Consider the following 22232-nt stretch of genomic DNA (forward strand, 5'->3'; position numbering starts at 1 on the left):
TTTTTATGTCTGTCAGTCTGAGATACTTACAGTTGGGTTTTTTGAGGGGTAATTTTAGAGGTAAATGCAGAACAGACAAAAAGCACTAAGCAAATGGCGTAGAATTTTAATCTGGCTGGTGATGGTACTGACGCTGGCTAAAGTTTGGTTGCCAGACAGTATAATTGCGCCATTGCAAAACCAGATACAGAAAGCAGATAGTATTCTGCGTTCCGTACAAGATATTTTCAATGGTCGGCCGCACGTTGCCAAAGGCAGAAAGTATGCACCGGCGAGCAAAGGACGTTACACAGGACAGGTTGACAGCGTACATGATGGGGACACCATCCATGTTAAAGATAATAACGGCTATATGCACAAAATTCGACTGGCCAGTATTGATGCGCCTGAAATCAAACAGGCCTATGGCATTGCCAGTAGAGATGCTTTAAAAACGCGTATTGAAGGTAAATCAGTCGCTGTGAATGTTGTGGCTATCGACCAATATCAGCGCGAAGTAGGGCAGATAATTCTGGGCAATGAAGACATAAATTTATGGATGGTACAGCAAGGCTATGCATGGCATTACGATTCTATTGCAAAAAAACAGCAGGATCGGCTGAGTTTTAGCCGCTATCAGCAAGCCCAGCTTCAGGCACGCCAAAAACGGCTCGGTCTGTGGCACAATGCACGTGCTATTGCACCTTGGCAGTTTCGCCAGCAACAGAAAACCGCTAATAGAACAACTTCATGAATGCACATAAACGCGAAGAAATATTCAGTCGTTTGCAGGCCGCCTGTCCGCATCCGACCACAGAGCTGCAATATCATACCCCATTTGAATTATTAATCGCCGTCATGCTGTCTGCACAGGCCACCGATGTATCTGTTAACAAATGTACCGTGCAGCTTTTTAAGCTGGCACCCACCGCTCAGAGTATGCTGGCGCTGGGGCAAAGTAAACTAATGGACTGCATTCGCACCATAGGCTTATATAAAACCAAAGCCAAACATGTGATGGAAACCTGCGCAATTCTGGTTGAGCAATATGGCGGCGAAGTACCGCAGACACGAGAACAGCTGGAAGCTTTACCTGGTGTAGGTCGTAAAACAGCCAATGTGGTGCTGAATACCGCATTTGGCCAGCCGACCATTGCTGTAGACACGCATATTTTCCGTGTGTGTAACCGGACCGGTTTGGCTTCAGGCAAAACCGTACGCGAAGTAGAAGATAAATTAATGAAAGTGGTGCCGAAACAGTATCGTTTGAATGCCCACCACTGGCTTATTTTACATGGCCGTTACATATGTAAAGCACGTAAACCTGACTGCGAACGCTGTTTGATAAATGATTTATGCGAATATCCGGCGAAGGCAACTTTAACTGTCTGATTAAGTAACTTTACGCCTCTTTTCGTTACAATATTATTGATCACCGCTTGTATAAGAAAACAAACAAGATAGGGAAGTTGATGCGGATAAATCGCAAATATATGTTGACGGCAATTTTGTCAGCGTTGTTGGCGGCAGCTGGGTGTGACCGGCTGGAACACTGGTTTGGCAAAACAGCCAATCAGGGTTTTGTAAAAGAAATACCTGCCGGCACTGATGGTAACAGCAATCAGGTAGCCATGCTGTTGCCTGATTTTACTCGGCTGGTAGACCAGCAGGGTCCCGCCGTGGTAAACATACAGGCCACCCGAGATAACCGCAGCCTTGACGGTGACATTGAAAGCAGCTCCGATACGCTGCCCGATAACGACCCGTTTTACGAATATTTCAAACATCTGTTACCTAATGTGCCTCAGACGCCGCAGACAAATGATGATGAATACAATTTCGGCTCCGGCTTTTTCATAAGCAAGGATGGCTATATTCTCACCAATACACATGTTGTCAATGGCATGAACAACATCAAAGTCCTGCTAAACGACAAACGGGAATTTCAGGCAAAATTAATTGGTGCCGATCCTCAGTCTGACGTGGCGCTATTGAAAATCAACGCGGATAATTTGCCAGTCGTGCAGCCTGGCAATCCGAAAGAATTGAAAGTTGGCGAGTGGGTAGCAGCTATTGGTGCACCATTCGGTTTTGACAACAGTGTCACTGCCGGTATCGTTTCTGCCAAAGGGCGTAGCCTGCCGGAAGAGAACTACACCCCATTTATTCAAACAGATGTAGCCATTAATCCGGGCAATTCAGGTGGTCCCCTATTTAACCTAAAAGGTCAGGTAGTTGGCATCAATTCCCAGATATACAGTCGCAGCGGCGGCTTTATGGGTATCTCTTTTGCCATTCCGATAGATGTGGCCATGAATGTGGCTGAACAGCTAAAAACCACCGGTAAAGTACAGCGCGGACGTCTGGGTGTGGTCATTCAGGAAGTGAACTATAATCTGGCCAAATCTTTTGGGCTTAACAAGGCTAATGGCGCGCTGATTACACAGGTAGTAGCTGGCGGACCAGCAGCCAGATCAGGTTTGCAACCCGGTGACATTGTTGAAAGTGTTAATGGAGAAGAACTGGAAACCTCCAGTGATTTACCGGTCAGAGTCGGACTGCTGCCGCCTGGAAAACAAATTATTCTCGGGATATGGCGTAAAGGCCGAAAACAGGATATTAAGGTAACACTGGATAATATGTCTCCAGCCATCAGTGCCCCAGCTAGTGCAGCCAGCGACATTATGCCTACTGACGGTGATAATTTTTTAGAACAACACCTTGGTCTGGAGCTGCGTGCAAGCAGTAAAGGGCTGGTGATTGTAGATGTTAGCAAATTAGCCGCACAGGTTGATTTACGTCGCGGGGATGTCATTATCGCTGTTGGTCCAAAATTGGTACACAATGAAAAGGATTTCGAGCAGGCAGTACAGGAAAGCGGAAAAAGTGTCCCTTTACTCATCCGGCGAGCCAATAATACTTTGTATATCGCTTTGATATTGCCCTAAAAGTAAACTAAAAATATTTGGCGGGGTAAACCGTCTTGTCCATTCAGTGTGTATACAGGCGTAAAATAATCTATCTACTGACTTTTGTGTTCAGACCGGATTCATTATGTTGCCCCATCATTTTAAATTTTGTCAAAGCCACTAATTCAATTATTAAAGGTTCTGGAATCATTCTATGTTGTCAGCAAAACCTCCGGTAACAGCACGCGGCCCGATTATGGCCGATGTGGAAGCTTTTCATCTGAGCGAAGTAGAACGCAGACGTTTAAGCCATCCCGCCATTGGTGGCGTGATTCTATTCCGACGTAATTATCAGTCTCGTGCACAGCTCACCGCACTTGTAGCTGAAATTAAAGCCCTGCGCACACCCGAGCTCATCGTTGCAGTTGACCACGAAGGGGGGCGGGTACAGCGTTTTATTCCGGAATTTACTCGTTTGCCGGCGATGCGGACACTGGGGCAGTGCTGGGAACAGCATGGCGCGGCCATGGCTGATAAAATGGCTGAAACAGTAGGATGGGTACTGGCCACAGAATTACGCGCTTGTGGTATCGATTTATCATTTACACCGGTATTGGATCTAGACTGGGGCGAATGTGCAGTGATTGGTAACCGCAGCTTTCATCAGCAGCCAGCTGTTGTCAGTTTTCTGGCACTTGCTTTACAGCGTGGCTTAGCCCGTGGCGGCATGGCTACTTGCGGCAAACATTTTCCTGGACACGGTGCCGCCAGCGGAGATAGCCATTTGACTCTTCCTCAGGACAACCGTAACTGGGATGAATTATGGGCTGATGATATTCAGCCGTTTAACGATTTGATTCATCATGGCATGCCAGCACTGATGCCGGCACACGTGGTTTATCCCAAAGTTGACCCTACCGAACCGGCTGGTTTTTCCACACTCTGGCTGCAAGGTGTGCTAAGAGACAAAATGCACTTTAATGGTGTGATTTTTTCAGATGATTTAACCATGGAGGGTGCCAGCATTGCAGGAGATATTCGCCAGCGTGCAGCTCATGCTTTTGCTGCCGGCTGTGATATCGCACTGGTCTGCAACAAACCAGATTGGGTAGATACTTTGTTAAACGATTTTCAGTGGACAGAAAATAGCCGGCTGGCACAGCGCTGGCAAATGATTGCCGGTAAAGGGAAGGTGGCAGATTACAAAGCCATCATGCAGACGCCAGAATTTCAGGCAGCACAACAGCTGGTTGCTAGTCTCGCTTCCGCGCAAGATATCCTAAACGGCGTGCAAGTTGGCGAAGCCTGTTAATTTTGCTCATTCGACAACAAAAAAAGCCATAGTCAAACTATGGCTTTTTTATCACTTTGTCTCAATCAGGCATTTTTGAAATCAATTACCATTCGGCCGGTAAACTTACCTGCAGCCATTTCATCAAAAATATCATTAATGTCTTCCAGCGGACGCATGGTTACTTTTGGTACTACTTTGCCTTCAGCACCAAACTGGAATGCTTCACGCAAGTCTTCACGAGTACCCACCAGTGAGCCCACTACCTCAATACCATCAAGAACAAGACGCGGAATATTCAAGTCCATTGTGTCTACAGGCAGAGCTACTGCCACAATGCGTCCGCCAGCGCGTACAGCAGCCACGGCTGAATTAAACGCAGATTTAGCCACAGCAGTCACCACCGCAGCATATGCACCGCCTACTTTTTCCTGAATGATATCTTCAACTTTTTCCTTAGCCGGATTCAGGGTCATATCCGCACCCATTTCGCGTGCCAATTCAAGTTGTTTTTCATTCACATCAATAGCAATCACTTTGGCATTAAATACATTCTTAGCATATTGCAAAGCCAGATTGCCCAGACCGCCCAAACCATAAATCGCAATCCACTGGCCGGGTTGAATATGAGATACTTTAATAGCCTTGTAAGTGGTCACACCGGCACAGGTAATACTGCTTGCCGCTTCAGAACTCAGACCATCCGGTACCTTAACTGCATAGTCGGCTACCACGATACATTCTTCTGCCATACCACCGTCTACAGTATAGCCGGCGTTCTTAACTTCACGACAGAATGTTTCACGGCCACTATTGCAGTATTCGCAATGTCCACAGCCCTCAAAAAACCAGGCCACACTGGCACGATCGCCTACTTTCAGCGAAGTGACATCTTCACCGACAGCAGTAACCACACCAATGCCTTCATGTCCTAACGTCACACCGGTCACATCACCAAAATCCGCATTTTTTACATGCAAATCAGTGTGACAAACCCCGCAACATTCCATTTTCAGCAATGCTTCATTGGCTTTCAGCGGACGGACAGCTTTGTCCTGAATGGCCACTTTTTTGTCTTTTGTTACTACGGCTGCTTTCATAATGAACCCTTTTCATTCAGTAAAGAAGAAGTGTTTGGCCTGTTAGTTTCTGTTGTCAGAAGTTAGACCGGTAGAACCTAAAAAATCAATCACCAAATAGAATCAATACCAGCGTCAGCATCATCCTGAATGAAAATGACAATCAAATTAATTAACAGTATGAATTTCCCTTTCACACCGACTAATTGCCGCCTGAATCAGGACTAACGTATAAATTCTCTGGCAGAGATTCTGACAGATGCTCCCTTGCAATACCAGCAGTAAAACTTAAATAATTGTAACTCTAAACAAAGCCTTTGCGTAAGAATAAATTAATGCCAGATACAATATATGTTTAAGAATTCATAGCAGATTTCAAATAATTGATTAATACTAATTCTTATCCTGCTACAGCATCAGCCGAAACATCTTAAAACCAGCCTAACAGCAACAAACCACGAATTAAGACAACACATCAATTTGCAAACTTAGCCCTTTCAAGCGTAAGCGCTGCTTATCCCTGTTGGCAACAGATACCCATACCAGACAGTCGCAGAAACCGTGTTATGATGCAGGCGCCTGAATAAAGTAAACCAAATTCCCCCCGAATCATCATGAATACACATATCAGCCGACGCAAACGCGCTCTCAGTGGTGTACTGCTGCTGGACAAAGACAGAGGCATGAGTAGTAACAGCGCTTTACAGCGGGCGCGCTTTTTATATGGTGCCGCCAAAGCCGGACACACTGGTGTACTCGACCCGCTGGCCACCGGTCTACTGCCGGTATGTTTTGGAGAGGCCACTAAATTTGCCCAGTATCTGCTTGATGCAGACAAAGCTTATACAGCGACATTACAGCTTGGCGTCGCCACCAGTACCGGAGATGCCGAAGGCGAAGTTGTGGCTACAGCCGATACCCACATCACACTGGCACAGGTGCAGTCTGCCATCGCTGCTTTAAGTGGTGAAATAACCCAGACACCGCCCATGTATTCGGCCATCAAACATCAAGGTAAACCATTATATGAATACGCACGCGCCGGCATCACCATCGAACGCAAAAGCCGGCAGGTAACCATTTATCAGATTGATATTGTAGAGTTTGCTTATCCTACACTGATTATCAACGTGCGCTGCAGCAAAGGTACCTACATCCGTACACTAGCCGAAGATATAGCCCAGGATATGGGGACAGTGGCTCATCTGACAGCACTACGTCGTACCGCTACCGCTGGGTTTAGCATCGACCAGACCCATACCCTTGCCGCTATCAGCAGTCTGGATGAATCAGCACGTGATAATTGGCTGCTTCCCAGCGATGTGCTGGTACAACATTTACCGGTAGCCACACTTACCGATAAAGAAATTTTGCAATTGCAGCACGGGATAGCCGTGCATTCCGAACAAAATTATGGCACAATGTGCCCCTTGCGTATTTATGCCACCAGTGGACGCTTCATCGGGTTGGTTCAGTATCAGGCTGCCAGCAGCCGTCTCAAAGTACTGCGTCTGATGAGCACCAATGTAGAGAGCTAAATACCTATCTGGAGTTGGCCGTTGTCAGACATCATTGTTAGCTTGGCCAACTTGTCTGCCGAAAGGCTTTTTTAATAGAGTGAATTACATGTTATCTGTTGAACAAAAAGCACAAATCGTAAAAGATTATCAGCGTACCGAAGGCGATACTGGTTCTTCTGAAGTACAAATCGCATTGCTGACCTTCCGTATTAACGACCTTACCGGCCACTTCAAAGCTAATCCTAAAGATCATCACAGCCGTCGTGGTCTATTGAAAATGGTAAGTTCCCGTCGTCGTCTGCTGTCGTATATCCGTCGTACCAAACCGGATACCTACCGTGAGCTGATTGGCCGTCTGGGTCTGCGTAAATAAGCATGCTATGCTGCTAAAAAAGCCGTCTTGATTACAAGACGGCTTTTTTAAATTCTATAGTAACTTGTAAAAAATTATCCCCAACCAAAGTCCACCCTATATTTATTTTGCCATCAATGCAGGCAGTAGGCAGAAAACCACATATACGGCACATCCTGTCTTATCGTTGAAACAGACAAGGCCTGTGCTTAGCCTCGGCTGAAACGAAAAAGCACAGGCCAGTAAAAATCAGCCTATTTCATTATATAAATCAGGATTTAAACGCGCATTCTGCGTTTGGCACCAGTCCAGATGGTCTTTACTTAAATGAAAAGCTTTGGCCTGAAACTCTTTCAAACTTTCCTGCTGTTCTATTTTACGCGTATACGAACGCACAAAACGGCGTACCTCATTTGGTGTTTCCAAAATCAGCCCGGGTACAGTTTGCGGCTTGCCGGTAGCAGAATCAATCGCCACCATAGTGAAATAACTAGAATTACTGTGGCGAATATCTCCGTTAATCAGATTTTCCGCTTCCACACGGATACCAATCATCATCGATGATTTTCCCACATAATTTACCCGGGCCTTAATGGATACCAGATCTCCCACATAAATCGGCGTACGAAAATTGACTGTATTAATCGCTGCCGTTACTGTTACGCAGCGCGCATGCTTACAGGCACAGGCATAGGCCGCCTGATCCATCAGCGCCAGAATACGGCCGCCGAAAATCGTATTATTAGCATTGGTATCTTCCGGATGCATGACCACCGAAAGCAATACATCACTGTCAGTCGGTTTTTTATACAAAAGTTCAGACATAATTATCATTCCCCATTAAAACAGGTACAGCCAATCCGGTTGAACCAATAAAATTAACATCAATCACATTAATTCTAACATATAACCCAATCCAATTAATATGCGCACAGATTGGTAAAAAGTACGATCAGCATAAATATCCGCTCTTTTCCGCCAAAAAAGACCAAAAATACCTGCAAAAACCGGTTCTACTAACTAGTAGACATCAGGTTAGAGATAAGCTAAAAAATATATGTTAGAATTTACCCATAATACAAAGCGTATTGAGGGTTACCACAACCCCATTAATCCCAATCAACCATCATTTGCAAACCTCGCCCGGCCAGAAACCCTACCCATGTGTATGTACAAAGCGTATACATTGTTAGGTTTTTTAGCAGGTGCGACTTTTGCAGAAACTGAAACAGAAAGTTCAGCATGTTCAATAAACACATAAAAACCTTTCAGTATGGAAATCAGACCGTCACACTTGAAACTGGTGAAATTGCCCGTCAAGCAGCCGGTGCGGTCAAAATTTCCATGGGCGATACCGTGGTACTGGTAGCCGTTACCGCTGCAAAAGAAGTAAAACCCGGACAAGATTTTTTTCCGCTCACCGTGGATTATTTAGAACGCACTTATGCAGCCGGTAAAATTCCCGGTGGCTTTTTTAAACGGGAAGGTAAACAAAGCGAAAAAGAAATTCTTACCAGCCGCCTGATAGATCGTCCAATACGTCCATTATTTCCTGAAGGTTTTTTCAACGATATTCAGATTGTGGCTATGGTGGTATCCATTGACCCTGAAATCGACTCTGATATACCAGCCATGCTAGGTGCATCCGCAGCTCTACTGCTGACTGGCGTACCATTTGCAGGCCCGATTGGTGCAGCCCGCGTTGGTTACGTAAATGGAGAATACGTACTCAATCCTACTAAAGCACAGTTGGCACAATCTCAGCTAGATCTAGTCGTGGCGGGTACCGAAAAAGCTGTATTGATGGTGGAATCTGAAGCCGATGTACTGTCTGAAGAAACCATGCTTGGTGCCGTAGTTTACGGTCACGACCAAATGCAGGCGGCTATCCGCGCCATTAACGAATTTGCCGACGAAGTTAATCCAGAAATATGGGACTGGCAGCCACCGGCCACCGACGATACACTGATTGCTCGTGTACGCGAACTTGCCGGAGCCACCATTGATGCTGCTTTTAAAATCAAACAGAAGCAGGCACGCACTGCCAAGCTCGACGAAGCTTGGGCCGCAGTAGAAAGCGCATTAATTACCGAAGAAACCGATACACTTCTAGCCAACCAGATTCGGGGAATTTTCAAAGATTTAGAAAAAGAAGTTGTACGTGGGCAGATTCTTGAAGGCCAGCCGCGTATTGACGGTCGTGATACCCGTACCGTGCGCCCGATCAACATTCAGACCGGTGTTTTACCCCGTACCCACGGTTCAGCTTTATTTACCCGCGGCGAAACTCAGTCTCTGGCAACAGCCACTCTCGGTACCCAGCGTGACGAACAGATTATTGATGCACTGAGTGGCGAATATACTGACCGCTTCATGCTTCATTACAACTTCCCACCATACTCTACCGGTGAAGTAGGGCGTATGGGTGCACCAAAACGCCGTGAAATCGGCCATGGCCGTCTGGCTAAACGTGCTTTACTTGCTGTGCTGCCAGATGTGGAAGACTTCAGCTACACCATGCGCGTGGTATCTGAAATCACAGAATCTAACGGTTCATCTTCCATGGCCAGCGTTTGCGCTGGTTGCCTGAGCTTGCTCAATGCCGGTGTCCCACTGAAAAGTCATGTGGCCGGCATTGCCATGGGGTTAATATTGGATGGTAACAAATTTGCCGTTTTGACCGACATTCTTGGCGACGAAGACCACCTCGGCGATATGGATTTCAAAGTGGCCGGTACCACCAGCGGCGTTACTGCATTGCAGATGGATATCAAAATCCAAGGTATTACCAAAGAAATCATGCAGATTGCACTGGCACAGGCCAAAGAAGCACGTCTAAAAATTCTGAGCCAGATGCAGGAAGCTGTAGAAGGTCCGCAGGAATTATCTGCCCATGCACCGCGATTATTCACGATGAAAATCCATCAAGACAAAATCCGCGATGTGATTGGTAAAGGCGGCGAAACCATCCGTAACCTTACTGCCGAGACCGGTACCGAAATCAATATTGCAGAAGATGGCACCATTACCATTGCAGCTACTACCAGCGAAGCAGGTGAAGCCGCTAAACGTCGTATTGAAGAAATTACGGCTGAAGTGGAAGTGGGCAAAGTGTACGATGGCACAGTAATCAAGATTTTGGATAACAATGTGGGCGCAATTGTATCTGTTATGCCAGGCAAAGATGGTCTGGTACACATCAGCCAGATTTCCCACGAGCGTGTAAAAAATGTTAGTGACTACCTACAAATTGGTCAGCAGGTAAAAGTAAAAGCTTTAGAAATCGACGACCGCGGCCGTGTGCGGTTGTCCATCAAAGCGCTGCTGGAAAAAGCACCACAGGAAGCCAAACCTGAAGAACACTAAATTCAGTTTTCACCATTCAAACTGCCTTGCATCGCAAGGCAGTTTTTATATGTGGAAAGCTTGTGGATTAGCCAGATTCATCCACTTCATATACAAACCTGTTGACAACTATAGGCCAGAATAAATCTGCTAGATAGCGTTTTTCATTACTGCAGAGCACTCATCCTTGACAGATTGAGAGCCAAACAAGCTGGAATCAAAACACATGGTAGGGAATTGCTTAAATTTTAAGCAGCGAAATAAAATTTCATTATAACAACTGCCTAAATTAGTTATCCACAGTTTATGTGCAGTAACATCCCAATATTTACAGGAATAATGTGTATTTATTCCCGCCATGACAGCTTTTGATAAACCTATTTTTAAAAAATAAAGATAATCAGAGTAGCTATTTCTATCGTGTGGATATTTCTAATCAGACTTTCCAATGCGCTAATTCAGAAATTTATTTTCCTGCTAACATCTTCTTAGACTATAGCAATGCAAGCATAGCTAGATTAATCAGTTCCAATAAGTTGATGGCAGACATGATTGTTTAGGCTAAAAATATCCACTGCTGCCAAAAAATAAAAGCACAACATTCATCCTCTTTAGTTTAAATAAAAAGCATATAGGAATATAATATTACAAAAGAATATCAATTTAACAAGGAAACATCATGGGAAATGGTTTAAAACTAGAAAACATTAAGACTTATTTTATACAGCACCAATTACCACCTTTAGATCAGTCTTCAATCATCTATGGCATGATTAATGCCAAAGCTTGGCAATATGCTTTACTATCTGGATTGGCAACTTTATTTATTCGGCATATTCTGATTTATTTTAATGCAGAAAAAATCATTCTCATTGGTCTAACGGCTAACGCCAATTTATCTGAATCTATAACCGTTATTCCGATGACCAAAATTACCAATCTAAGCTTCAAAACAGGCTTTTTCAGAGGTGAATTAACGTTTATTTATGAGCAGCAAAAATACACTTTTAAAATTCCAAACTTTATATTAGCCGCCAAATGGCAAAAAAATAATTTGAAAAATATACTGCAACGTTACATCATCAGCGCCTCCTGAGCTGATAGCATTCCGTTAGCAGATATGCAGCTCACTATTAATAATTTCATGTTGTGAATGAAAGTGCGGATACAAAGCCATCAGTACATACTTACTTAGCACACATAAAAAACATCTCAGTGCGCCAAAAATCTTTTTTATGCCTATCCGCTGCAAAAACACAAAACAGACGCGTCACAGATATTAACAACGGTCTATAATGCTGGTTTTCAGCGCGCAGAGATAAAAAATGCAGCATATCCACATTATCGGAATTGGCGGCACATTTATGGGAGGCCTTGCTGCCATTGCCAAACAGGCTGGCTACCGCGTTACCGGTTGTGATGCCAAAATGTATCCGCCTATGAGTACCCAGCTGGCTGATTTAGGTATAGATGTGGTAGAAGGGTTTGAAGCAGCACAGCTGGATAATTATCCGGCAGATATCTACGTCATCGGCAATGTTGCCCGTCGCGGCATGCCGGTGGTCGAAGCCATTCTCAATCGTAATCTGCCTTATACCTCAGGGCCGCAATGGCTGGCTGAAAACATATTGCAACAGCACTGGGTATTAGCCGTAGCCGGCACCCATGGTAAAACCACCACTGCCAGCATGTTGGCCTGGGTACTGGAAGAAGCCGGTCTTGCGCCTGGTTTTCTGATAGGTGGCGTACCACAGAATTTTGCTGTGTCTGCAAGACTGCCACAAATTCCGCCGGCTACACAGGCTGATAGCCGCGCCGAAACAAGCCCGTTTTTTGTAATCGAGGCCGACGAATACGATACCGCATTTTTTGATAAACGCAGTAAATTCGTTCATTATCACCCGCGTACCGCCATTCTCAATAATCTGGAATATGATCACGCCGACATATTTCCTGATTTGTCTGCCATCCAGACCCAGTTTCACCATCTAGTACGTACCATCCCCAGCGAAGGACTAATTGTAGTCAACGACGAATCCCAAGCATTATCCGAAGTATTACAACAAGGCTGCTGGTCTCAAGTAGAAGGCTTTGGCTCTGGTAAAGACTGGCAGGTAGGCGAAGTTTCTAAAACAGGTGGTTTCGATGTGCTTTTTCAGCAGCAGAAAGTCGGCCATATCGAATGGCAGCTGCTTGGACAACATAACCGCATGAATGCGCTGGCTGTCATTGCTGCCGCTCGGCATGTAGGTGTGACCGTAGAGCAATCATGCGCCGCACTGTCACGTTTTCAGAATGTCAAACGACGCATGGAAATCAAGGGCGTCGTCAACAATATTACCGTATATGATGATTTTGCTCATCATCCCACCGCTATTGCGACCACCATTGCTGGCTTACGCCAGAAAGTCACTGATGCCCGTATTTTGGCTGTATTGGAGCCGCGTTCTAATACTATGAAACTGGGTACCATGAAAGCAGCATTGCCCACCAGTTTGGCCGAGGCCGATAAAGTATACTGCTATGCCGGTGGTGTGGATTGGGATGTAGCAACAGCATTAAGTCCGTTGCAAAACAAAGTGGAAGTATTTCAGGATATGCCGTCACTAATCGCTGCCATTGTAGAAGAAGCTAAGCAGGGCGATCATATTCTGGTGATGAGCAACGGCAGCTTTGGTGGTATCCATCAACAGCTACTAACAAAACTATCAAATAAATAGCTGATAAATCATCATTGGTAAAACAAACCAAAACCAAAAAGATATAGCTATTCTCAGTATGTCAAGCCGGTTGCTCCCATGTGGGTAGCCGGCTTTAATTATTTTTTATTTAAGCAGAATATTCAAACAGCTTATACCAATTCACAATTGTTAGCGTACAGCAGTCACTCAATTGCTGCCGATTAAAAGTTTATCATTCAGGATGCTTCATCTACCATGGCTTTAGCTAACTCAGTATGGTTCATCTTGCCATATGTACTTAGCCAGTCACGGGCAGCTTCGCGCTGATCGCAGCTTTTGGCTGCTTCTGTCTGAACTGTATTCATCTCGGTATAGGTCAGTTGTGCCAGATACTGACAGTTCAGCACTTGTGTAAATGAAGCTGGTGCAGCCATGGCACCGGCCGGAGTAGGGCGAAAATTGCCCAGTAATAACAATACAGCCACCAACCCGACAGTCTTCAACACATTCATGATTGACTCCATAAATTAGATAAATCTAATAATTTATTTATTTTTTGCTATATTACTTAGAAAAAAATAAATAAACAACCTAAAAATTTCTTGAAAATTAAATTAGTATTTATTTTTTTAAAATTGTTGTATAATAAAAACAAATTTCATAACGTTATTTCTAATAATTGCTGGAGTTTGTGCATGCAAACATTTAAGGATCGTCTGGCTTCACTCTGGCCAGGCGAGCGCCAATCCAAAATTGCCACAGACATAGACATGACCATGGCCGGATTCAGCCGAATCTGGCATGAAGGCGGTCTACCTAAAGCAGAAACCCTGAAACGCATCAAAGAATTGAAGGGATGCAGTATCGACTGGCTGCTCACCGGAGAAGGAGAGCCCTTTCCCGAGCAGCCTACACAGGCGGCACACGATACACTAGGTAATCCAGTGAATGCTGATGACTTTGTCTATGTGCCGCGTTATGCCATTGAAGCTGCTGCCGGACACGGGAGTCTAGTGGATAACGAAAAACCGATGTTTACCATGGCGTTTCGCAAGGACTGGATAAACGCAATGATTAGCCCCGAAGTGAGCGGCTTATCAGTTATATCGGTTAAAGGCGACTCCATGGAAGGCGTATTAAATGATGGCGATACCATATTGGTGCAGCAAATGAATCATATCCGCCGTGATGGCTTGTATGTATTGCGTATCAACGAAAATTTATTGGTAAAACGTCTTCAGCTGATGCCGGGAAATGTTGTAAATGTGATTTCTGCCAACGAAGCCTATCCAAGTTTCGAAATAAGGCTGGATAGCGAAAGTGACGATGTGCAGATTATTGGCAAAGTTTTATGGTTTGGCCGCTATCTATAAAATTGTGCAGAGCAGATATTAAATTAATGTTTTTATAATTCAACCTCGCTAAGGTATGTGGGTTAGTGCTTTCTTTTAGACTAAGGAAGATACTCAAAAAAAGGCTAAAATATCCGAAATACGGGCATTTTAGCCGTTCAATAACAAAAAATATAAGATTTTCTTTTAGACCAAAATATGCAAAAATTGCACATTCTTTAGCACTTTTAAAACAGTATTTATAGCTTTTTAAATCAAATACAGTACTGTTTTAAATTTGACGACAAAACCACTCAATTCGTCCAATAATTTCAATTTTATTTTCTAAGTCACTCTTTAAATCGATTATAAAAGGATCATAAGCCTGATTTTGTGATTTTACCGATAATTTGTTATCTGGAAGTAATTGAGTACGCTTTACTATTAATTCATCACCAATTTTTAAAACATATAGACCTGTAGCAGGTTTATTTTTAGCATGATTAATTAACAATTTGTCACCATCAAGCAAAATATCTGCCATTGAATCCCCCCTAACCGTCATTACTGATAAGGCTAGTGGATTTGCGTGCAAATAGTCTGTTACCCATTCTCGGCGAAAAGCAAGAGTTAAAACGGGGTCATCATCATTGGTCATATAACCGTAGTTTTCACCAATTTTCATATCATATTCAGGAATAAAAACAAAATCTTTTATATTTACCAGTTTTCCTGCTTCGTTAACTGCTAGGTGTCTATCTGTTGTATCTTTGGTATCAAGTTGTTCTTTATCCTTGAATTTTTGACCCTCTCCGGTAGCAAGCCAGGCAATATTGACATTAGCAGCATCTGCTAACCTAATTAAATTTGTTCTGGATGGGTCGGATTCACCTCGCAGCCATCTAAATACTGATGATGCTGTTACACCTGCTTTTTTTGCAACAATATTAGGGTTGCCAAGAAGTTCTACTATTTCATAAATGCGTTGCGCAAATATCATATTATCATCGTAAAAGTTTTTCATTTTATCTTTTTCGCAAAATAAAAGTTTAAATCTACCGTAAACATAATAAAACATTTTTAAAGTCAATAACATAAATGCAAACATTCCCTTTTTTATTAAAAATTAACTTTTTCGCTTGCATATAGGTATTGAATCTCTGCGTATAAGCCAGACTAATTTAGCCCACTACCAATGTGCTATCTGAATCCATAAAAAAACCGTCTGAATGGCAGAATTCAGACGGTTTTTTATATTTGGATAAATCAGATTATTTTGGACTTTTATAAACACTACCATCCGCGAGTAACCATTCAGGCTCTGCACCTTTATCAATCACATCTTGATTTACCACTACCTTTTTCACATCGGTTAAATCCGGCAGAGCATACATTGTATTCAGCAATGCTTTTTCCACAATGGAGCGCAAGCCACGTGCACCAGTTTTACGCGCCATAGCCAGTTTGGCAATTGCTTGCAGAGCAGAAGGCTGTATTTGTAATTCCACACCTTCCATAGCAAATAATGCCTGAAACTGCTTGATTAAAGCATTTTTCGGTTCGGTCAGAATATTAATCAAAGCATCTTCATCCAGTTCTGCCAACGTAGCAATCACCGGTAAACGGCCGATCAGCTCAGGAATCAAACCGAATTTAATCAGATCTTCTGGCTCCACAGTCTGAAATAGCTCACTAACATTAGTGTTTTCATCTTTACTGTGTACCGCTGCACCAAAACCAATACCACCTTTTTCTGTGCGCTGACGAATTACCTTTTCCAGACCGGCAAATGCACCACCACAAATAAACAGAATATTCGTGGTATCAACATTAATGAATTCCTGATTAGGATGCTTGCGGCCACCCTGCGGCGGCACTGAAGCTACCGTACCTTCCACCAATTTCAGCAACGCCTGTTGTACGCCTTCTCCGGACACATCCCGAGTAATAGAAGGATTATCACTCTTGCGCGAAATCTTATCGATTTCATCAATATATACAATGCCTCTTTGCGCTTTCTGTACATCAAAATCGCATTTGCTTAGCAATTTAGTAATAATCTGTTCTACATCCTCACCCACATAGCCGGCCTCAGTAAGAGTGGTGGCATCAGCCATCACAAACGGCACGTCAAGCTTACGAGCCAACGTTTGTGCTAGCAGCGTTTTACCGGATCCGGTTGGTCCAATCAGTAGAATATTGGATTTGGACAGCTCTACCTGTCCTTCTTCTTTGCCAATACGCAGGCGTTTATAATGATTGTATACAGCCACGGCCAGTGATTTTTTGGCCGTTTCCTGTCCAATTACATATTGATCCAGATTCGCCACAATTTCCGCTGGTGTTGGCAGTTTGTCTGAACTGGTATCGGCATCTGTATCTGCCGGTTTAAATTTTTCTGCAGAAGAAGCACCTGCATTATGTAGCATGTCGTTGCATGTATCTACGCATTCATTACAGATTAATGCGTTGTCACCTTCAATCAGATTTTTAACTTCGTTTTCAGGTTTCCCGCAAAACGAACAATAACGAATTTCTTTACTCATAAACAGGTTTTCATCAGAAAAAAGAGCTTATAGCGAAAGCCGATCTAGATGTCTAAAACGCAAATTGCCCAGATCCGGCCAAAAAACGAGTATATAATGTTATTAGCTTGATATCAAACCGAATGCTAATGTTGTTTTATTCACTTGCGAAATCGGTTTAGCAATGCAAAACTAATTAAAATATCGTTTATAAACAGCTTTTAAACGATTAAACTGGCGCAGAAAATACCGGCCGTGATTAAAATTGTCTTATAATCAACTCAGAGAAACAAAATTTCGTATTGATAATTTGTACGTTTAAACACGCCTCTCAACTATGGGTGTAGCCTAGCCGCACCTTTCCTACGTTCAGAATGAGCAACTAATAGAGAATTATATAACCCTCACACAGGGCCAAAAAGGAAGTTATCATGTCACGTTTATCTTGTCTGCGTCGCTGGCAGTGGGTAAGCTTGTTAAGCAGTAGCCTGTTTTTTGCCGTACCTACGGTAGCCGGTGATTTAGATGTCCTCGGTAGATTTATCGAACAAAAACAGGCCGGTGGCCAGTCTGACACCCTCAGCTCATTTATCAGTAATCACCCAGATGCTAATCTGGAAGCTCGTGCACAAATTGCCGGTCCTTTATTAAGTTCACAATCGGCTTTGATTATGAATAATCAGACCGGTGAAATCCTATATCAAAAAAATATTAATCAAGTTCGTTCCATTGCTTCCATTTCCAAGCTCCTCTCCGCCATGGTGGTGCTGGATGCCAATCAGAATATGAACGAGCCGATTACCATTACCGATGCCGAAATAGACCGGCTGAAAAACTCCACCAGCCGTCTATCTGTTGGCACAGTGATGACGCGGCGTGAATTGCTTCACATCGGACTGATGAGCAGTGAAAATCGTGCCATCCATGCGCTGGCACGCACTTATCCCGGAGGAATGCCGGCATTTGTAGAAGCCATGAATCGCAAGGCAGCCGAGCTGGGTATGAATAATGCACGTTTCTACGAACCAACCGGCCTTGACCCGCGTAATCAGGCTACTGCGCGCGATCTGGCATTGTTGGTACGTGGCGCCAGCCAATATCCGCTTATCAGACAATATTCCACTGATAATTCCGGCTCGGTTTATACCAGTAATGGCCGCGTAGAGCAGTATCACAATTCCAATGCACTGGTACGTGAAGGTGTATGGCCGATTGCTCTACAGAAAACTGGCTATATCCGTGAAGCTGGCCGCTCCATGGTGCTGCTCACCAGTGTACAAAATCAACCCGTGACCATCGTGCTGCTTAATTCTCCAAGCTCCACCACCCGTGTTAGTGACGCTCGTGCGTTACGTTCATGGGCGATGCAGCAGTCTCTCTGATTATTGTACTAACATTGATTACCCCGTTAGCAATAACGGGGTTTTTGTTATCTTGCCGATAAACCTGACTGCTGAGTAGCTTAGACAACACAGCGGAACGTGCTAACATTAGAGTAAACACCGGAATCAATTCTGAAACAGACAACAGGAAAAGGTACAGATATGGCTATATTAATTACAGGTGCTTCTGCCGGTTTTGGTGCCGAAATGTGTCGGGTAATGGTTCGTGCCGGATATCAAGTTATCGGTGCGGCGCGGCGGCTGGAAAAACTACACCAATTACAAGCCGAGCTGGGTACCACCTTTTTACCCCTGCACATGGATGTTGCCGACAAACAAAGTGTAGATAACGCGCTGGCCTCCCTGCAAGGCACATGGGCAGATATCGATTTATTGGTGAATAATGCGGGTCTGGCATTGGGTATGGAGCCCGCTCAGGAAGCAAACTATGCCGACTGGGAAACTATGATTCATACCAATATTCTTGGTTTAACTTATGTTACCCGTCAGATACTGCCGCGCATGGTAGCCAAAAATGCCGGTTATATCATCAACCTTGGTTCAACTGCTGGTTCTTGGCCGTATAAAGGCGGCAATGTTTATGGTGCCACCAAAGCTTTTGTGCGCCAGTTCAGTCTCAATCTACGTACCGATCTGGCCGGTACCCGCATACGTGTCACCAATATCGCTCCAGGCCTGTGTGGCGATACTGAATTTTCTAATGTCCGTTTTCGCGGCGATGAGCAGCAAGCTGCGGCTGTATACGAACACATCAGCTATCTGCAACCAGCAGACATCGCCAATACCGTGTTATGGCTCTATCAGACACCAGCTCATATGAATGTAAATCACATTGAAATTATGCCTGTAGCACAAACATTTGCCGGCCTAAGTGTAACCCGTGATTTGGATTGAGGCTGATTAGAATGAGTAGTAAGACCGTGTGGCAGTCCAAAGCTGAAGAAAAAGCCCGCATTATCGCTCAATGTGTCCAGCACAGCGTCACCATCACCCAATTGCGCGAACAGGTTCTGGATATTGTATTAAACATGAGCGGTGTCATTAAAGCTTATCAAGTACTGACACACATGCAGCAACACAGCAGCAGCACCATCGCTCCGCCAACTGCCTATCGCGCATTAGACTTTTGGGCAGAGCAGGGTGTATTGCATAAAATACCAGCGGTAAACGGTTATATTCTCTGTCGCCATGTGCAGCATGAATGTGATAGTGATTGTCATGAAGATGACATCCACCACAACGATTTTGTACTGGTTTGCAACCAGTGCGGTACTGTGGATGAACAAAGCCTGAGCTCTGAATGGGCAGCTCTACGCCGGCGTGCAGCCGACAATGGTTTCATATTGAATGATGAACACATCGTACTTACCGGAATCTGCCGGCATTGCCAGCTAAAGCCAGACTAAAATAGCTCCCTGAATTCAATCAGTATTCCGCCTGCCTGCTATTCCAAACTTCAGGCTGTGCGGATTTTCGCCATATTTCAACAAGCATTATTCAGTCTTGCCAAAGTGTCTTCACTCTTTAGAAACCATAATGAACGATTAGATTGCCATTACCCCAGCAGCTATCCCTGATACTTAAAAGGCTTAATAGATGTAAACAGCTTCTTCAAGTTATCTTCGATATCTTTAATATCATCCAAATAAAGAATCCATAGTTTTTTCCGTGCGCGAGAGCAGGCGGTATAAAACAGATTACGGCTATTCTCCAATTTTCTGGTTTCCTCTTCCGTATACGTTTGTTCCGGTTCTAGAGACAGACTGGCAAAATAATTTTTAAATTTATGTTTATTGTTTTTCCCGAAGTTATGCTCCATAATTATAGCTACATTGTCATATTCTTCGCCTTTTGTACCGTGATAGGTATGGTATGTCACCGTTTGCTCCTTATTATGCTCATTATTGATAAAAGCTACCCATTGCTGCCATATATTTAAATCAATATTGAGAATCTCTTCTAGATCTTGGTGTCTTCTGTTAATTTCTTCATCAGCTTGTTCATCTGTAAGTTCCACATCGGGATTGAATTTTTCAATCTTTCCGTACATTTCTTCATACACTAGGCCATACATATAGTCCTTAAATCCAATGTTTTGAGTTTTGTTTTTGTTTCGGTTAAATAAATTTTGAAAATTGAATCCAAAGTTTTTTTTCAACCAAAACCGTACTGCTTCCTGTTCACTTAAAACTACATTATTTTGGTCTACACATAAGTCATTTAGAAAGTTATCAATATGCTGAATAAATTCATGCAGATTGTTCGGTTGCTTACAGCGGAAGAGTTGTGCCAGTTTTAAGGCCACAGCAAAAGTAACTTCAGACTGGGTATCACCAAATAAATCATAAAGCGTCTTATGCGGGTTTATACAATTGTTATACGCTGTAACCAGTTGATACAAGCGCAGGACTGCGGGATGAAGTTTATCCAGTTCGCGCGCAAACAGCTTGGTATTTATTTCATCCCATAAGATAAAATTTGCTTTTTGAATAGCACTATAAATTTGCTCAAATCCTCTCATGGAGGCCACATACCGGTTTAGCAACAACAGACAATCTATTTTTTCATTATCCCCTAAACATTGAGCAAATTTCTCAATAAACTGCTTAATGATTAGATTATCCGTGCTTGTATCTCCTGAATATCCTTCCGTGTCAAGATAGTAAAAATTAACTTCACCATTTGTTTTATCTGGGTCTAAGCTTTTTTGGTGCAATTTATCGTTTCTAATTTTATTAATCAGCTCAATAATCTGTTGTTCTGAACGCCGGTTAAAAGGTTTCACTATCTCCTGTAGTTTTACTTGACCCAAACCATTATCCGAAATGTTTTGATAGATATTGAGTATTTGATTGCCTATTCCAGAATCATATATGTTTTGCTGACTATCGCCAAAATAACCCACTAGCCAGCGTTGCCCTTTGCTATATTGTTGTAGCCCGGCCATCAGCTTAATCACTGATTCATGCGTATCTTGATACTCATCTATAAAAATATACGGATACTGGTCAATCAGTTTTTTTTGAAACAGCTTATATTTTTCTGCTAATGCCAGACTATATTCGAGTAATGTATCGTGGCTAAATTTCATGGCCGGCAACCGATCAGAATTAGACAGGCTGTCATAGTCTATCTGTATTTTTTTGTCATTATTTTTCGATTCGAGTTTATCGATAGCCTTCTTGAAGCTAATCTGCCGTGATACAAGCTTGAAAAACTTTTTAAAAGTATCAACGCTTTTTATGATTTTTTCTTCAAATTCCGGTATTCGCTCTACCAAATCCGACTGCATCATTTGGTTTCTGAATTTATCTGCTTTGATCTTATTACGATCCAATGTAAAAAATTCTTCTTTCTTTTCCTCTATGAATGTACTGAATAATTCTAGGTTTTCCTTAGTTTTAAGGGTAGACAGATTAACACAATCAGTCTGAGTCTTTATCTCTGACTCAATATTTTCCAGTTCTTGTTTAAGTTTTTTTAGATGCAATACTGTTAACTCACTCCGCCGATACATTTTAATTTGCTGCCACAGCATTTCATGAATGGTGGACACCTGCACATATTGAGTTTCGCCCAACCGCTGGCGGATTTCATTTGCCGCCACATTGGTATAAGTAATGCACATAATTTTTTGATTGTGTTTGTCTAATTCATCGATTTTATAATGCAAAATATACTTTATGGATTCGATTAGCGTGTAGGTTTTACCAGCACCTGCCCCAGCTTGGATAATAAAACTGTCAAAATTATCAATGGCTGTAAATATTCGTTGCTGCAGCTGTTGCTCTTCAGACAAATTCTCTTTCAGACTCAT

19 protein-coding genes are annotated in these 22232 nt (G+C 43.3%); 13 read left to right on the forward strand and 6 right to left on the reverse strand.

Annotation, left to right across the window (positions count from 1 at the left end; all coding sequences use genetic code 11):
- Nucleotides 1-64: 64 nt before the first annotated feature.
- The 4 genes from BHC43_RS01975 to nagZ all read left to right on the forward strand — a co-directional run bounded on the left by BHC43_RS01975 (nucleotide 65) and on the right by nagZ (nucleotide 4200).
- Nucleotides 65-733, forward strand: a complete 669-nt coding sequence (locus BHC43_RS01975) for a thermonuclease family protein (RefSeq protein ID WP_100156347.1) — start codon at nucleotides 65-67, stop codon at nucleotides 731-733.
- Entirely contained in the window at nucleotides 730-1371 is a 642-nt protein-coding gene (gene nth / locus BHC43_RS01980) for an endonuclease III (protein ID WP_100156348.1), read from the forward strand. The genes BHC43_RS01975 and nth overlap by 4 nt, the downstream gene beginning before the upstream one ends.
- Nucleotides 1372-1451: 80 nt before the next feature.
- A complete protein-coding gene (locus tag BHC43_RS01985; protein WP_100156349.1) occupies nucleotides 1452-2927 on the forward strand; it encodes a DegQ family serine endoprotease in 1476 nt (491 codons plus the stop codon).
- A 175-nt stretch (nucleotides 2928-3102) separates the two neighbouring features.
- Nucleotides 3103-4200, forward strand: coding sequence for a beta-N-acetylhexosaminidase (nagZ, locus tag BHC43_RS01990; RefSeq protein ID WP_257377960.1), 1098 nt, complete (start codon nucleotides 3103-3105; stop codon nucleotides 4198-4200).
- Between the two features lie 65 nt (nucleotides 4201-4265).
- Here nagZ and adhP read toward each other — a convergent pair whose 3' ends face one another.
- The gene (adhP, locus tag BHC43_RS01995) at nucleotides 4266-5279 is read right to left on the reverse strand and encodes an alcohol dehydrogenase AdhP (RefSeq protein ID WP_100139844.1); all 1014 of its coding nucleotides are present in this window, start codon (nucleotides 5277-5279) and stop codon (nucleotides 4266-4268) included.
- A 593-nt stretch (nucleotides 5280-5872) separates the two neighbouring features.
- Between adhP and truB the strand changes: the two genes are divergently transcribed.
- On the forward strand, nucleotides 5873-6796 hold the full coding sequence (truB, locus tag BHC43_RS02000) for a tRNA pseudouridine(55) synthase TruB (RefSeq protein WP_180297404.1): 924 nt from the start codon (nucleotides 5873-5875) through the stop codon (nucleotides 6794-6796).
- A gap of 88 nt (nucleotides 6797-6884) precedes the next feature.
- Nucleotides 6885-7151 (forward strand): 30S ribosomal protein S15, encoded by a 267-nt coding sequence (gene rpsO, locus BHC43_RS02005; protein ID WP_100156350.1) that lies wholly within the window; start codon nucleotides 6885-6887, stop codon nucleotides 7149-7151.
- 228 nt (nucleotides 7152-7379) lie between these two features.
- Here the strand turns inward: rpsO and BHC43_RS02010 are convergent, their stop codons facing one another.
- Nucleotides 7380-7955 (reverse strand): acyl-CoA thioesterase, encoded by a 576-nt coding sequence (locus BHC43_RS02010; protein WP_180295869.1) that lies wholly within the window; start codon nucleotides 7953-7955, stop codon nucleotides 7380-7382.
- Between the two features lie 417 nt (nucleotides 7956-8372).
- On the opposite strand from BHC43_RS02010, the gene pnp reads away from it, so the two are divergent.
- The 3 genes from pnp (at nucleotide 8373) to mpl (ending at nucleotide 13195) form a co-directional block, all read left to right on the forward strand.
- Entirely contained in the window at nucleotides 8373-10496 is a 2124-nt protein-coding gene (gene pnp / locus BHC43_RS02015) for a polyribonucleotide nucleotidyltransferase (RefSeq protein ID WP_100156351.1), read from the forward strand.
- Nucleotides 10497-11154: 658 nt separating this feature from the next.
- Entirely contained in the window at nucleotides 11155-11571 is a 417-nt protein-coding gene (locus tag BHC43_RS02020) for a hypothetical protein (protein ID WP_100156352.1), read from the forward strand.
- 229 nt (nucleotides 11572-11800) lie between these two features.
- Entirely contained in the window at nucleotides 11801-13195 is a 1395-nt protein-coding gene (gene mpl, locus BHC43_RS02025; RefSeq protein ID WP_100156353.1) for a UDP-N-acetylmuramate:L-alanyl-gamma-D-glutamyl-meso-diaminopimelate ligase, read from the forward strand.
- A gap of 197 nt (nucleotides 13196-13392) precedes the next feature.
- Here the strand turns inward: mpl and BHC43_RS02030 are convergent, their stop codons facing one another.
- On the reverse strand, nucleotides 13393-13668 hold the full coding sequence (locus tag BHC43_RS02030; RefSeq protein WP_100139850.1) for a hypothetical protein: 276 nt from the start codon (nucleotides 13666-13668) through the stop codon (nucleotides 13393-13395).
- A 183-nt stretch (nucleotides 13669-13851) separates the two neighbouring features.
- Here BHC43_RS02030 and BHC43_RS02035 point away from each other — a divergent pair, with 183 nt between their 5' ends.
- On the forward strand, nucleotides 13852-14529 hold the full coding sequence (locus BHC43_RS02035) for a S24 family peptidase (protein WP_100152319.1): 678 nt from the start codon (nucleotides 13852-13854) through the stop codon (nucleotides 14527-14529).
- Between the two features lie 250 nt (nucleotides 14530-14779).
- Here the strand turns inward: BHC43_RS02035 and BHC43_RS02040 are convergent, their stop codons facing one another.
- Together BHC43_RS02040 and clpX are read right to left on the reverse strand one after the other, a co-directional pair.
- Entirely contained in the window at nucleotides 14780-15583 is an 804-nt protein-coding gene (locus BHC43_RS02040; protein WP_180297405.1) for an XRE family transcriptional regulator, read from the reverse strand.
- A gap of 175 nt (nucleotides 15584-15758) precedes the next feature.
- Nucleotides 15759-17033 carry an ATP-dependent Clp protease ATP-binding subunit ClpX gene (clpX, locus tag BHC43_RS02045; RefSeq protein WP_100156355.1) on the reverse strand — a complete coding sequence of 425 codons (1275 nt, stop codon included), beginning with the start codon at nucleotides 17031-17033 and terminating at the stop codon, nucleotides 15759-15761.
- Between the two features lie 410 nt (nucleotides 17034-17443).
- On the opposite strand from clpX, the gene BHC43_RS02050 reads away from it, so the two are divergent.
- The 3 genes from BHC43_RS02050 (at nucleotide 17444) to BHC43_RS02060 (ending at nucleotide 19821) form a co-directional block, all read left to right on the forward strand.
- Complete coding sequence (locus BHC43_RS02050; protein WP_100139853.1) at nucleotides 17444-18394, forward strand: D-alanyl-D-alanine carboxypeptidase family protein; 951 nt, start codon at nucleotides 17444-17446, stop codon at nucleotides 18392-18394.
- Nucleotides 18395-18556: 162 nt separating this feature from the next.
- The gene (locus tag BHC43_RS02055) at nucleotides 18557-19309 is read left to right on the forward strand and encodes an SDR family oxidoreductase (RefSeq protein ID WP_100152321.1); all 753 of its coding nucleotides are present in this window, start codon (nucleotides 18557-18559) and stop codon (nucleotides 19307-19309) included.
- Nucleotides 19310-19320: 11 nt separating this feature from the next.
- A complete protein-coding gene (locus BHC43_RS02060; RefSeq protein WP_100156356.1) occupies nucleotides 19321-19821 on the forward strand; it encodes a Fur family transcriptional regulator in 501 nt (166 codons plus the stop codon).
- A gap of 161 nt (nucleotides 19822-19982) precedes the next feature.
- On the opposite strand, the gene BHC43_RS02065 is transcribed toward BHC43_RS02060, so the two are convergent.
- Nucleotides 19983-22232 carry a UvrD-helicase domain-containing protein gene (locus tag BHC43_RS02065; protein WP_100156357.1) on the reverse strand — a complete coding sequence of 750 codons (2250 nt, stop codon included), beginning with the start codon at nucleotides 22230-22232 and terminating at the stop codon, nucleotides 19983-19985.

The sequence above is a fragment of the Snodgrassella alvi genome (assembly GCF_002777855.1).
Classification (GTDB): domain Bacteria; phylum Pseudomonadota; class Gammaproteobacteria; order Burkholderiales; family Neisseriaceae; genus Snodgrassella; species Snodgrassella alvi_E.

What these genes read in the sequence shown, in the direction of transcription:
- clpX (WP_100156355.1), bottom strand. Translation starts at nt 17,033, where the DNA reads ATGAGTAAAGAAATTCGTTATTGTTCGTTTTGCGGGAAACCTGAAAAC.
- BHC43_RS02020 (WP_100156352.1), top strand. Translation starts at nt 11,155, where the DNA reads ATGGGAAATGGTTTAAAACTAGAAAACATTAAGACTTATTTTATACAG.
- truB (WP_180297404.1), top strand. Translation starts at nt 5,873, where the DNA reads ATGAATACACATATCAGCCGACGCAAACGCGCTCTCAGTGGTGTACTG.
- rpsO (WP_100156350.1), top strand. Translation starts at nt 6,885, where the DNA reads ATGTTATCTGTTGAACAAAAAGCACAAATCGTAAAAGATTATCAGCGT.
- nagZ (WP_257377960.1), top strand. Translation starts at nt 3,103, where the DNA reads ATGTTGTCAGCAAAACCTCCGGTAACAGCACGCGGCCCGATTATGGCC.
- BHC43_RS01975 (WP_100156347.1), top strand. Translation starts at nt 65, where the DNA reads ATGCAGAACAGACAAAAAGCACTAAGCAAATGGCGTAGAATTTTAATC.
- BHC43_RS02050 (WP_100139853.1), top strand. Translation starts at nt 17,444, where the DNA reads ATGTCACGTTTATCTTGTCTGCGTCGCTGGCAGTGGGTAAGCTTGTTA.
- pnp (WP_100156351.1), top strand. Translation starts at nt 8,373, where the DNA reads ATGTTCAATAAACACATAAAAACCTTTCAGTATGGAAATCAGACCGTC.
- mpl (WP_100156353.1), top strand. Translation starts at nt 11,801, where the DNA reads ATGCAGCATATCCACATTATCGGAATTGGCGGCACATTTATGGGAGGC.
- BHC43_RS01985 (WP_100156349.1), top strand. Translation starts at nt 1,452, where the DNA reads ATGCGGATAAATCGCAAATATATGTTGACGGCAATTTTGTCAGCGTTG.
- BHC43_RS02010 (WP_180295869.1), bottom strand. Translation starts at nt 7,955, where the DNA reads ATGTCTGAACTTTTGTATAAAAAACCGACTGACAGTGATGTATTGCTT.
- adhP (WP_100139844.1), bottom strand. Translation starts at nt 5,279, where the DNA reads ATGAAAGCAGCCGTAGTAACAAAAGACAAAAAAGTGGCCATTCAGGAC.
- BHC43_RS02035 (WP_100152319.1), top strand. Translation starts at nt 13,852, where the DNA reads ATGCAAACATTTAAGGATCGTCTGGCTTCACTCTGGCCAGGCGAGCGC.
- nth (WP_100156348.1), top strand. Translation starts at nt 730, where the DNA reads ATGAATGCACATAAACGCGAAGAAATATTCAGTCGTTTGCAGGCCGCC.
- BHC43_RS02055 (WP_100152321.1), top strand. Translation starts at nt 18,557, where the DNA reads ATGGCTATATTAATTACAGGTGCTTCTGCCGGTTTTGGTGCCGAAATG.
- BHC43_RS02030 (WP_100139850.1), bottom strand. Translation starts at nt 13,668, where the DNA reads ATGAATGTGTTGAAGACTGTCGGGTTGGTGGCTGTATTGTTATTACTG.
- BHC43_RS02040 (WP_180297405.1), bottom strand. Translation starts at nt 15,583, where the DNA reads ATGTTATTGACTTTAAAAATGTTTTATTATGTTTACGGTAGATTTAAA.
- BHC43_RS02065 (WP_100156357.1), bottom strand. Translation starts at nt 22,232, where the DNA reads ATGAGTCTGAAAGAGAATTTGTCTGAAGAGCAACAGCTGCAGCAACGA.
- BHC43_RS02060 (WP_100156356.1), top strand. Translation starts at nt 19,321, where the DNA reads ATGAGTAGTAAGACCGTGTGGCAGTCCAAAGCTGAAGAAAAAGCCCGC.